Here is an 11,857-nt window from a genome sequence, read left to right on the forward strand (position 1 = left end):
GGCGTTTCGTGTCGGCGGTCATGAGATGCGCCTCTGGTCGACACGGGAACACTGACGATTCACTCGCGCCGCTTCCTCATCATCGCGACCAAATGACCGGCAGACGGCTGGAGGCACGGCTTCCCGGTCCGCGATCCCTAAGAACGCTTCACCGCCGCCATGCCCGCCCCATCGATGATCGGAAACCCACGAACGTTACCAATGCGTGCAGAATTAGATCTCCCAGTCGGACGAGTACGTGCGACTACGTAGGCGGTTGTTCAGCTCGGAGTGCACCGCTACGGTCTTCTGCAGGCGCGCCCGAAGCAAAGGCCTTAGCTGTCCGTGTTCATCCCAGTCACGATCCGTTGAGTAAACGACGTAAGGATTTACCACACACTTGAAATCGAGCATCATCGACGTCGCCAACGTGCTGTAGGCCATGTAAGAGTGCGGTAGCCCGCCAGCGCAGACGAAGGTTACGAACTTATCGAACCACGCGGCTTTCCGGCCGTCTTCGCCCGTTGCTCCGGTCGCCTCAATCAAGTTCTTAGCGGAGCTACCGACGCTCCAGTTGTAGATAGGAACGGCCAGAACGACGCTCTCCGCTTCGCGGATGAGCAAGTGCGTCCGTGCGAACGACTCGGAGTCGAATACGGTTCCGTTGTCGAACGCTGGCAGGTCGATTTTGTTCAGATCAAGCAGTTGGGTAGTCTCCCCCAAACGTTCCAACTCAGTCTGCGCTTCGACTGCGAGGCCGCGGCTCTTTGAGGCAACGTCCAGGCTCGTCGAGATAACAAGCGTGTACGGCGTCGGAACGGGATCCATGCATTGCATCCTGTCAGGTAGTCGATCGACAACGCCCGATTAAGGGCTTCGCGGCGCCGCGTCGCCACCCCACCGACACCGCGATGAGCCGCCAATCGATTGGGTCGGCGCGGTCATGCACCCGCTCTCCGACGCGATCGGCACGTCAGTTTCGGAAGTCGGCTTCACGTGGCCCCGGCCCGCAAGCCGATCCCCCTGCGGGCTCTAGGGTGACAAATAGCTCTGCGAAAAGACCGCCATTTATCGCTGCGAGTCACAGTGGGCGCCAAGTCATGCCTGACGTCTGGTTGGGGTATACCTCAGACTGACAGTTGAGATCCAGTCACCGAGGAGGTCGCTGATTAGACTTTCCACCCTGATGGCCCCGCTGAAGAGCGTCCTCAGCTTTGCGCCAATCGGCGAAATAGGCAATCTGTAATGGCCTGCGCCGCTCTTGAAGCTGCCACGCGCCCAGGCGCTTCTGGGCATGTTCGACGTAAGTGCAGGCAAGATCCCACCAGTACCGATCAAAGGTTTGCATGGGCCTGCGGTCAGCTGCGGGATCTACTGCGATTGCCGCCGGAGAACCGAAACAATTCGCTAGCGCCTGACGGATGCTTACCCGCAGGTGTCTTGCTCCAGTTGGCAACGTGGGTTCCCTGTGTTGGCATTCCCATTCGAAATCCCGCATGACTTTGCCGATCTCAGCAGCCGACGGGACTCGCACGTCAGCGTGTTCGATCAGAATGTGAACGGGCCGCAGGGCCTCGGCGACCTTGTCAACGGGGCGTCATGCGAGGCTCGACGGCGCTGATGGAGCTCGCCACGGACCAAAGCCACAGCCGATATGAAAACAGCTGCAACAGCCACCCAAAAATCAGCGTTCATGAACGAGACTGTACTTGCTCCCAGCGCCGATAGTTTGATCCCGTCTCTGCTAGTCAAAAACCACTACGACCATCAGGTGACTCTGCTTGATTGCGGAGATGAGTTGTGACGAGCCGACGGCGGGGTTGTTCTTGCTATCCAAAAGTGTGATTCGCAGCGATAAATGGCGGTCTTTTCGCAGCGCTATTTGTCACCCTGCAGACCGTAGGGGGATCGCCGACTGCACCGATCAGTCGCACGATGAAGCATCTCCCTCACGGGAGCTCAGCGCGACACGCAGCTTTGGGAAACACCGCTACGGAGCACAGCGGCTCTCCACCCTTGCAAGAATGGGCGCATGGCTGAGTCGAAAAGTTTTGGGTCCAAGTTCACTGCTGAGGAGCGGGCCGCGATGAAACAGCGCGCCAAGGAGCTGAAGGAGCAGCAGAGCTCGGCCGAGGCCTTACAGTCGGTTCTCGACAAGATCGCCTCGCTTGACGAGCCGGACAGGACGAACGCGGAGCGCATCCATGCGATTGTCACAGAGGCCGCGCCGTCGCTGAGCCCCAAGCTTTTCTACGGCAGCCCTGGTTACGCGGATGCGCAGGGCAAGATCATCCTCTTCTACCAGGAGCGAGCCAAGTTCAAGGCGCGCTACGGCAATCTCGCCTTCTTCGGGGCCGCACAACTGGACGACGGAACCATGTGGCCCACCGGATTTGCGATCACAGAAATTTCACCGTCCGACGAGAAGGTGATCGCTGCGCTGGTACGGAAGGCCACCGGCCAGTTCTGACGGCACTGACCTGATACCCGTTCGGTGTCCGCCTCATGTCGGTGTCCCCGGCAACCGAGGATGGAAGAGGGCTCGCGAGCCGATCCCTGACCGGACACACGCCGATTCGCCCCGCGCAGCCCGGCATCTTGCCCCCTGAGGCTCCCGGGTGGAGCATTGGGGCAGCTAAACGCGTTGATGGAGCTGGGATGGACGCCAGGTGAACCTTGTCGACATGGTGTGGTCGGGGTTTCGCGTCGAATGCTCGTCTTCCTCGATACCGCCGGCCACGAACACTGGGCCCGCTGCTGTCAGCGGACAATGAACTATCGGAAGGGGTGTCCTCGATGAGAGTCGACTTCGCAGATAAGACCATCGGGGGGTTCAACTACGAGTTCGCCCGGGGAATCTCCACTCAACATGTCGGGGCCGCCGAGTTCGGCGAGTGCACGGAGACCTTGCATCGCATCAAGAACGGCGACTTCGAGAGCTGGACAGTCGAGTGGACGGCAACGGCCGACGCCGTCGCAGGATACGCCGCCAGCATAGCCGCGGCCGGGGAACGACAGGCTGCCGCGCGCGCCCATCTGCGGGCCAGCAACTACTACCGCATGGCGGCGTTCTACCTCGCCCATACCGATCCCAGGCACCGAAAGCTGTGGCAGAGCAGCCGAGACCACTTCCGTCAGATGACGAAACTGGGCACCAAGGCCATCGACTACGTCGAGATCGACTTCGAAGGCAGCAAACTTCCCGCCTACTACGTCCCCGCACCACAGGAACACAGCCCCACCCTGATCGCACTTGGCGGGTTCGATTCGACGATGGAGGAGGTCTACTGCTGGATCGGGGCCATGGCGGCTGAGCACGGATACAACTGTCTGGTGTTCGAAGGACCGGGCCAATGGGGCGCCATGATGGAGAACCCGGGGCTCGTGTTCCGGCCCGACTACGAGAAGCCGGTGGGCGCTGTGGTCGATTACCTGTACTCCCGCGACGACATCGACCGCGACAGGATTGCACTGATCGGCTACTCCGCCGGCGGCTACTTCGCACCCAGAGCTGCCGCCGGCGAGCCAAGGATCAAGGCCTGCATCGCCAACACCTTGGTCGTTGACTGCGGCGAATCCGCCCGGGCGGGTCTCAAAGGCCTCAGCAACCCGAGAGTGATCGACGCCCTGTTCGGGCTGCTTCAGCGATTCAGCCCGCCAGCACGGTGGGCATTCCAGCACGCGCAATGGTCCCTGGGCATCGCCGAGCCGCATGACTGGATCGACTTCTACCAGCCCTTCACCCTCCGGGGCCTGGAGCAGAACTTGAAGAACCCCATGCTGTTCCTGTTCGGAGAGGACGACATCAAAGACGCCGCTGCCTCGTCAGCCGCGATCGTCGCCGGCATCCCCGAATTCATCGCGTCGCTGCCGTGCGAGAAATACATCCACGTCTTCCCGCGAACCCAGGGCGCATCCAGCCATTGCCAGATGGGTGGCCTGACCTACGCCCACGTCGTGATCTTCCAGTGGCTCGATCACGTGTTCAACGCCAGTCCCCGCCCTGCCCAGGATCTCGGCGCGTCGGCGCAAACGGTGATCGATCTCTTCGGGAAATACGGTGGCAAACGCGCCTCAACCCGCACTGAGCAACTCCTACGCTCTGCAACGCTGGTCTAGCCAGGTTTCGCCGGCGCACACGCTCCCTGGAGCAGAGTTGCCTCACTTGCGGCTACCGCCCGAAAGCCTATCCCTCACCGGACGCTTGTCTGACGTCTCATCTTCGGGCGGCGGCTCGGACGCTCTCGAGCCGGCCTTTCGCTTCATCGAATTCAGCGCCAGCCAGGATTGAGACGTCGTCTGCGCAAAGGTACAGCTCAAGGCGATCCGAAAGGTAGCTTTCCCGGGCGTCCAACTCGAGAGTGAGCACCTTCGCTCCAGGCTTGTCGCCCGATGCCCTGTTGGCGGGGATGTCACCGATGGACCGCACAAGGTCCCACGGCAACTGTCCGGCGACGACGTACCCCTTCCGGAATTGCGTGCGGTAAACAGCTAGGTGCTGTTCATCTGCCACGAGAAGGAAGCCGATGTAACCTGCGTTTTTGATGGGCTTGTACGGCCATGAGCGCAGCGGGGGCACCATGAACCAGGCCCAGCCTGCTGGCAGGACAAGCAGGCCAGGAAAGGCTGCGCGCGTCCGCGCCATGTGCGACCTGTTGAAGCGCTTTGTCCCGACTGCCAGCGCCCAGCAAAGGACAGGGAGGAAGACGAACACTGCAATTCCGAAGATGTTCGGCCCCGTCAGACCCTCGTGCAAGATGTCGTGTACGAGCCCGTAGAGCATGAACCCTGCATAGACCAAGAAGATGGTCCCGAACGTGACAATCTTTCCCCAGCTCTTCATCGTCCTCCCTTGCGGCCGGCGAGAGCATCTCGTTGTACACGAGTCAGCCTATGAGAAACCAAGAAGGCGCCGTTCGTTTGCGGTGCAGGCATGCGGTGGCGAGCTTCTGCCTGATTTGTCGCGGTGAAGGATCCTTGAACGCACACCGAGAATTCAAAGCATGGACCCGAGCGAAGTGCATGGCTCGAGGGCAGGATGGAGAACATGGAAGTCATTGGGAGCCGCATCCTGCTTCATCCGTCCGAACCTGAGCGGAGCCACCGGTTTTATCGGGACACGTTGGGCCTGGCGATCTACCGGGAGTTCGGGAGCCGTGAAGCGCCGGGCCTCGTATTCTTCCTGGGCAACGGTTTTCTCGAGGTCAGTGGACGGTCGACTGATCCGCAGGGCAGCGCCTTGGCGATCTGGAGGCAGGTCCGCGACGTGCAGCTCGAGCACGATCGGCTCCTGGCGGCCGGGGTACCTGTGATCCGCAAGCCGCAGCAGGAGCCATGGGGGCTGGTGGAGATGTGGATCGCGGACCCCGACGGAGTCCGCATCGTGCTCGTTGAAGTTCCGAAGGACCACCCTCTGCGGCGCGACCAGCGGTGATCATTTCTTCTCCCGCGGCCGCCTTCCTGACGGCACCCTCTGCAGCGGAACGCATGTTCGAAGGGCGGAGCCGTAGCATTGGGCGGATGAAGGTTGGTAAGGTCCACGGACGCTCAGAGCGGAAACTGCAATGACCGGCGACCGGGATCGGGATGCTTCAAGGCGCCCGAGGCAGGCGCGGCCACGAGACGCTCTTGGACGGCCGCTGCCATACGGAAGCGCTGGCGTGGAGCCTGTCTCCGAGGAACCGCTGCCGCCGGCGGAGACGTTGGTCTCGGCCCGGAGCCTGGTCGAAGCGGGCCGGCCCTTCGCCGCGCATGAGGTACTTGAGGCCCGATGGAAAGCTGGGCCGGCCCAAGAACGCAACCTCTGGCAAGGTCTCGCCCAGATCTGCGTCGGGCTCACCCACGCCGCCCGAGGGAACAGCGTTGGCGCGCTCCGGCTCTTCGAGCGCGGTGCGGCCCGACTCGAGGAGTACGGTTCAGGCGAAGGGCCAACCTACGGGCTCGATTTGTCCGCCGTTGTGAGTTGCGCGCGTGATCGGATGGGCACCGGCGGCTGAGCTCGCGACCAGCATCCTCGGGGCAGGCGGCCGGAGGCACTTTCTCCGGAGACGCCGGCATCGCTGACAATCGATGCCTCGACAAGTCCGGCATCCACCCCGTCTCAAGTGTCCCTTTCGCCCTCTTCACTCATTGCGGCATCCATGAGGCACGGGTGCAGGACACCTTCTTCCTCGCAGACCAACCGCTGAACGACGGCCATGGAAATCCCCCAGCGGGCTGGGGCAACCCCTTCCAATCGGGCACCATCACAGTGGCAGGCTCTCAAGCCATCTTCCACGACGACAGCGGCCACACCGTGACTTTCCACGAACGCCCTGGTGCCACCAGCTTCCTTCAAACTTGCTCCTGAGGCGTAGCGCCGCCCGGGCGTGTCATACGGCCGTCCTAGAGTTTCCTCGATTGGGACACAACTAGACAACGGCAGGTTTGCGTCCGCTCAGGGGTCCGCTACGGGAGCGGGAGGTCCATGATCTGCGTGAAAACCATCTCCTTGTTCGGATCGCGGGCAGGCAACATCGCGCCGCCCGGGTTCTGGACAATGCGAGGCGTGGGGGGTCTCCGCCGGTCCCGTCCGAGCCCGAGCGTCGCAGTCTGGGCGACGAGCGGGCGGGCGAACGCGCTTGCCATGACGCTGAAGCGGTCGCTCCCGCCGCCATTCCCGTGAACCATCTTCGCGAACGTGCCGTCGGAGAGCCGTAGAACGAGCGCGTCGTCGTGCCCGCTCCGCAGCGGCCGATCAATGAAAGTCACATTCACCCGCACAAACGAATCCCAGACCTCGTAGCTGGTCACATAGCCTCGGACCACCGAGCCGTCCGGGACCGTCACCTCGAACTCATGCCGCACGGGCAGTAGCACCCGCTCGAGCCGAGGCGGCTCGCCCCCCACAGAGTGCACAGCGCCGATCATCGTCCCCATTGTTTAGCTCCTATATCTGTCATCAGCGCGGCCCCTATTCCGTACAGCGACACACCACCGATGATGCCTGATGGCCCGCGGCTGTCAAGACTCACAGACCGGGGCAAGAGGCCTCCAACAGAAGCAGTGGGCTTCTGCCGCCCGAAACAGTTCCTTTCGGCCGCAGCTATCCCGGTGAGGGATCGGCGAGTTCAAACGGTCGTTGCAACACCCCTTTTATTGTGAGGTGTTGTGCATGTTGTCGAAGAAGGAACGGATCGATAAGGAGGCCCGGTTCTGGGTGCTGATGGCCCAGGGCTCGACCCTGATCGCGGCGTGCGAGGCTGTAGGAGTGGATCGACGAACTGGGCGGCGTTGGCGCCAGGCGACCGGCGGGCGGATCCCGCGCAAGAAACCCGAACCTTCGGGCCGATACCTGTGCCTGGAGGACCGGCTGCAGATCGCGGACCTGCACATGTCCGGGACCAGTGTGCGGGCGATCGCGGGACAGCTCAAGCGGTCGGCCTCGACAGTCAGCCGTGAGCTGCGCCGTAACGGCCCCGGGACGGGCGCGCGGGGACGGGGGAAGTATGCGCCGTACGCGGCGCAGAAACGAGCCGAGCTGCGCGGACGCCGGCCCAAGGCCAGCAAGTTCGATGACCCGGAACTGGCATCCTTGGTACAGGCCAGGTTGTGCGTGAAGTGGAGCCCTGAGCAGATCAGTGACGACCTCGCCATGACGTTCCCGGACCGGTCGGAGATGCGGGTGTGTCCCGAGACGATCTACCAGGCGTTGTATGTGCAGGGCCGCGGTCACCTGCGCGCTGACCTGCACCAACACTTGCGCACGGGCCGCGCCGTGAGGCGGCCAAGACGCTCCACCGGCAAGCGGGCGGGGAAGATCCCGGACATGATCTTGATCAGCGAACGACCCGCCGAGGTCGCCGACCGCGCCGTGCCCGGGCACTGGGAAGGGGATTTGGTGCTGGGGTCGAACTGCCGCTCGGCCATCGCCACCTTGGTGGAGCGCCAGACCCGGTTTACGATGCTGGTCCACCTGCCCGATGACCACGGCGCCATCGCTGTCCGTGACGGCCTGCTGGCGGCGATCAAGTCCCTGCCGCAGCACCTGCGTAAGTCGCTGACCTGGGATCAGGGCACCGAGCTGGCCCAGCATCGCCAGATCACCGTGGCGACCAGGATGGACATCTACTTCTGCGACCCGCACTCACCCTGGCAGCGTGGAACCAACGAGAACACCAATGGGCTCTTGCGCCAGTACTTCCCCAAGGGCACCGACCTGTCCGCGCACTCACCCGAGCGGCTGCTCGAAGTCGCCGCCGAACTAAACGCCAGGCCCCGCAAGACCCTGGGCGGCATCACCCCCGCCCAGGCCATGGAACGGCTACTATTTGAACCAGAAAAACCCGCCGTTGCAACGACCGCCTGAATTCGCCATCGGTTAGCGGGCACCAGGGGTGACATTTAGCTCCGCGAAAACCCCGCCATTTATCGCTGCGAATCACAGACGGGGCTCAAACTACCCCGGCAGGATGTCTTGAAAAGCTGTTGTTTTCCAAGACGGCAGCGGACACGGTCGCTACCGTGTTTTTCACTATCGCTCGTTCGTGCATGCCCAATGACTGTGTCAGGGAGGGAACTGGTGCGGGCTCGTCTCATGGACGGGGAGGTCTCCCAAGTCGGGGCTTCGGTGCACAATGCGAACGCAAAAGTGTCCCCGTCACCGGCGGTGACGGGGACACTGAGTCCTAAGACATGGACGGTGTCCGGCACCGCCGATCAGGCAACTGCTGCCCTTCGGGGTCGTACGATAGCTGTTGCAAGGGCCGCCGCTGCAGCCAGCGCACCCAGGATGCCCAGGGCCAGCGGTAGTCCGCCGAGTATTCCGCCTATCACGCCCAGCACGATGGGTGAGATGAACTGGCCGATATAGAGGGACCCGGTCCAGATTCCGGTGCCGCGGCCGCGCTGTTCCAGGGACAGGCCGGAAATGGCCCAGGTCAGCAGCGACGGCAGCAGGAGTCCGGTGCCGCCGCTCGTGACCACGGCCCCGGCAATTGCCAGAGGCGCGGAGCCTGCGAGCCAGACCATCACCAGGCCCACGGAGGCTAGGCCGAAGGCCACCGGCAGAAGCCGGACCGGGCCGGCGCTGGAAACGAAGCGGAACGAGAGGGCTCCGAGGGCGGTAGCCAGGGACGCCAGGGACGCCGCCGCCCCGATCACGCCCACTTCCGTCACACTCAGGGCGTTCAGGACGTACGGCAGCTGGACGATCAGGGCGTAGAACACGATCCCTCCGAAGAGCGTCACAGCAGAGGGGACGGCAATCTGTCGCCAAGGCACCGGCGTGGACGTCACAGTCCCGGTTCGGTGGATTGGCTCCCGGAGGACGAATGCCATGGGGACGGCGATGACAGCGGCGGCAAGGTACAACCAGAAGGGAGCCCGCCAGCCCTGGCTGCCCAGCACGCCGCCGAGTGCGAAGAACGCCGTGGCGGCCAGAGTGGCAACGAGCACCTGCATGCCCAAGTATTTGTCCCTTTGCTTGCCGGAGTAGTAGTCGCCAATCAGCGTGGTGCAAACGGTCATGATGGCGGCTTCGGCGATACCGACTCCCACCCGGGATGCGAGGATTGCCGCCAGAGAGTCCAGCCACAACGGGGCCGTGCCGAAGATCGAGTAGACGACCATTGCGCCCAGCAGCAGCGCCTTGCGGCCTACCTTGTCGGCCACGAAGCCTGCAACGGGGGCAAGCAGTGCAATCACGAGCGCCGGAATGGTTAGCATGACCGGCACCAGGAACTGCACGCCCGGAGTGTCGGCGAATGCTATGGTCATGGCCGGAAGGACTGGTGCCAGGAGCACGGCCCCAAGCACGGGCATGCAGCTGCCTGCCAGCAGGAGGACGGCCGGCGCACGCCCGTCCGGGGGCGTCGCCGTAGCATCGGGTGAGGGAAGCGCTGTGGCGACGCTCGGTACGGGTTCCATCTGATTTTCCCCTTTGAAGATCAGGACTGCGGCAATCGGATGAAGTGCCGTAGCTCACAATCTCCCAGAGGGCCGCCGTTCGGGGAATTAGGTCCTCGGTATGGCAGGTATCCACGCCGTGTATGGTTCGGGAGCAGCCGGCGATAGGGTGTTGATGTGAAGTCCCTGGACCTGAATTTGCTGCGGCCGCTGCTGGCGCTGCTCGAGGAGCGCAACGTCACGAGAGCCGCCGAACAGCTGCAATTAAGCCAACCTGCCACGAGTGCCGCTCTGGCGCGGCTGCGGCGGCACTTTGACGACGAACTGCTCACCCGTTCGGGCCGCTCCTACGAACTCACTCCGTTCGCCCATACCCTCCTGCCCATGATCGAGGAGGCCGTGCAGCGTGTGGACTCCGCATTGGAAATCCGCAGCGCATTCGACCCCGCCATCAGTGAACGCAGCTTCGAGATCGCCGCCTCGGACTACTCGGCCGTGATGCTCATCGAGCCGCTGCGGCGCATCCTCTCCCTCGAGGGTCCGAAGGTGTCGGTGGACTTCGTGCCGATCGGGCCCGAACACAACGACATATCCGCCCTGAACAAGGTGGACCTGATGGTCGGACCGATGGGATACTCGCTACCGGGACGGAGCCGGCAGCTGTTCCGGGACGGTTTCGTGGCCGTCGTCGACGCGGCGAATCCTGTCCTGAACGAAGCAGACCTGACGGGGACCCGCTTGGCTGAGCTGCCGCATGCGATTGGCTATTTCGGCGAGACGATCACGACGCCCGCGGACCGGCTCCTGGAAAGCTTGGGTTTCTCGCACCGGGCCACAGCGAAGGTGCGCGGCCTGCTGGCCTTGCCCATGCTGGTCGAGGGAACCGATCTGGTGGCGCTGGTGCCCAGAATGCTGGCGATCCGGGCGAGTCGGAGCGCACGGCTGGCCATCCTCGATTTCCCTGTGGAGGTCGAGGCCGTGCTCGTGGAAGCCATGTACTGGCATCCGGCACGGACGGAGGACTCGGCGACGCTGTGGCTGCGCGACGTCCTCAAGCGCGCGTCCCAAGCGCTGCACCAGGCCCACGCTGAAACAGCTGCTCCGCGCAGGACGGTAACTATCGACGCGGCGAATAGCATGTAGCTGATTTCCAACAAGTGGCCTCCGTGGGGCCGGGGCACGCTGGTGGGATGAGCAGAGCATTCACCCCGGCGCCGGGGGCGCCTTCACGGCAAGATCGCCGTCATCACAGGGACTGGCGGAGGGCAGGGCGCCGCAGCTGCCCTGCGCTTCGCCAGGGAGGGCGCGACGGTCATAGGCTGTGATGTTAATGGTGACAGGGCGGACGAGACCGCGGAGAAGATCCGGGCCGAGGGCGGGTCGGCTGTGTCGACGCAGGTGGATCTGACGGATGAGGCCGCAGTCTCGGCCTGGGCGGCGGGAGTCTGTCAGGCGTACGGCCGTGTCCACATCCTTTATGCCAATGCCGCTGCGACGAAGTTCGCCGGGTTGGAGGACTTGAGCTTCGAGGACTGGAAATGGAACTTCGCGCACGAGGTGGACGTCGTCTTCCTCCCCGTGAAGTCCTTCTGGCCGGCGCTCTCGGCGGCTGGGGGAGCCGCGATCGTCTTGGTCGGCTCGACTGCGGGAGTCACCGGATCGGTGACGAACGGGCGGCTGGCGCACACCGCCACCAAGGGAGCGGTGGTGGCGATGACCCGGCAGTTGGCCGCGGAGGGGGCACCGCTGGGCATCCGGGTCAACTCGGTGAGCCCCGGCATGATCCGCACGCGGGCCACGGAGGGCGATCTGCTCGCCGAGGACCACCCGATGAACCAGATTGCGCGGCACATACCGCTCAAGCGCATCGGCACGGCGGAGGAAGTTGCTTCCTGTGCCTTGTTCCTGGCCTCCGACGAGGCCTCCTACGTCACCGGTGCGAACTTGATGGTCGACGGCGGGTGGTCGGCTGTCCTGCCCGGCTGAAGGCAGA

At 63.6% G+C, this 11,857-nt stretch carries 12 protein-coding genes; 8 read left to right on the top strand and 4 right to left on the bottom strand.

Going from position 1 to position 11,857, the window contains the following annotated elements:
- Positions 1–213: 213 nt before the first annotated feature.
- A complete protein-coding gene (locus AC3ANQ_RS19950; protein ID WP_488302632.1) occupies positions 214–807 on the bottom strand; it encodes an NADPH-dependent FMN reductase in 594 nt (197 codons plus the stop codon).
- Positions 808–2,011: 1,204 nt separating this feature from the next.
- On the opposite strand from AC3ANQ_RS19950, the gene AC3ANQ_RS19955 reads away from it, so the two are divergent.
- Positions 2,012–2,449 carry a DUF1801 domain-containing protein gene (locus tag AC3ANQ_RS19955; RefSeq protein WP_488302633.1) on the top strand — a complete coding sequence of 146 codons (438 nt, stop codon included), beginning with the start codon at positions 2,012–2,014 and terminating at the stop codon, positions 2,447–2,449.
- 326 nt (positions 2,450–2,775) lie between these two features.
- On the top strand, positions 2,776–4,098 hold the full coding sequence (locus AC3ANQ_RS19960; protein WP_488302634.1) for an alpha/beta hydrolase family protein: 1,323 nt from the start codon (positions 2,776–2,778) through the stop codon (positions 4,096–4,098).
- A gap of 97 nt (positions 4,099–4,195) precedes the next feature.
- Here the strand turns inward: AC3ANQ_RS19960 and AC3ANQ_RS19965 are convergent, their stop codons facing one another.
- Positions 4,196–4,822: a hypothetical protein gene (locus tag AC3ANQ_RS19965; RefSeq protein ID WP_488302635.1), complete on the bottom strand. Its 627-nt coding sequence runs from the start codon at positions 4,820–4,822 to the stop codon at positions 4,196–4,198.
- A 204-nt stretch (positions 4,823–5,026) separates the two neighbouring features.
- On the opposite strand from AC3ANQ_RS19965, the gene AC3ANQ_RS19970 reads away from it, so the two are divergent.
- The 3 genes from AC3ANQ_RS19970 (at position 5,027) to AC3ANQ_RS19980 (ending at position 6,328) form a co-directional block, all read left to right on the top strand.
- Positions 5,027–5,413, top strand: a complete 387-nt coding sequence (locus AC3ANQ_RS19970; protein WP_488302636.1) for a VOC family protein — start codon at positions 5,027–5,029, stop codon at positions 5,411–5,413.
- Between the two features lie 226 nt (positions 5,414–5,639).
- Positions 5,640–5,975: a DUF309 domain-containing protein gene (locus tag AC3ANQ_RS19975; RefSeq protein WP_488302637.1), complete on the top strand. Its 336-nt coding sequence runs from the start codon at positions 5,640–5,642 to the stop codon at positions 5,973–5,975.
- A 155-nt stretch (positions 5,976–6,130) separates the two neighbouring features.
- On the top strand, positions 6,131–6,328 hold the full coding sequence (locus AC3ANQ_RS19980) for a hypothetical protein (RefSeq protein WP_488302638.1): 198 nt from the start codon (positions 6,131–6,133) through the stop codon (positions 6,326–6,328).
- 98 nt (positions 6,329–6,426) lie between these two features.
- Here AC3ANQ_RS19980 and AC3ANQ_RS19985 read toward each other — a convergent pair whose 3' ends face one another.
- Positions 6,427–6,897 (bottom strand): hypothetical protein, encoded by a 471-nt coding sequence (locus AC3ANQ_RS19985; RefSeq protein ID WP_488302639.1) that lies wholly within the window; start codon positions 6,895–6,897, stop codon positions 6,427–6,429.
- 235 nt (positions 6,898–7,132) lie between these two features.
- Between AC3ANQ_RS19985 and AC3ANQ_RS19990 the strand changes: the two genes are divergently transcribed.
- The gene (locus AC3ANQ_RS19990) at positions 7,133–8,326 is read left to right on the top strand and encodes an IS30 family transposase (protein WP_488302640.1); all 1,194 of its coding nucleotides are present in this window, start codon (positions 7,133–7,135) and stop codon (positions 8,324–8,326) included.
- Positions 8,327–8,676: 350 nt separating this feature from the next.
- On the opposite strand, the gene AC3ANQ_RS19995 is transcribed toward AC3ANQ_RS19990, so the two are convergent.
- Complete coding sequence (locus tag AC3ANQ_RS19995; protein WP_488302641.1) at positions 8,677–9,885, bottom strand: MFS transporter; 1,209 nt, start codon at positions 9,883–9,885, stop codon at positions 8,677–8,679.
- A 156-nt stretch (positions 9,886–10,041) separates the two neighbouring features.
- On the opposite strand from AC3ANQ_RS19995, the gene AC3ANQ_RS20000 reads away from it, so the two are divergent.
- Together AC3ANQ_RS20000 and AC3ANQ_RS20005 are read left to right on the top strand one after the other, a co-directional pair.
- Entirely contained in the window at positions 10,042–11,007 is a 966-nt protein-coding gene (locus AC3ANQ_RS20000; RefSeq protein WP_488302642.1) for a LysR family transcriptional regulator, read from the top strand.
- A gap of 102 nt (positions 11,008–11,109) precedes the next feature.
- Positions 11,110–11,850, top strand: a complete 741-nt coding sequence (locus tag AC3ANQ_RS20005) for an SDR family NAD(P)-dependent oxidoreductase (protein WP_488305380.1) — start codon at positions 11,110–11,112, stop codon at positions 11,848–11,850.
- The last annotated feature ends 7 nt before the right edge of the window (positions 11,851–11,857 follow it).

This window comes from Arthrobacter sp. DMZ02-1R, assembly GCF_057747935.1.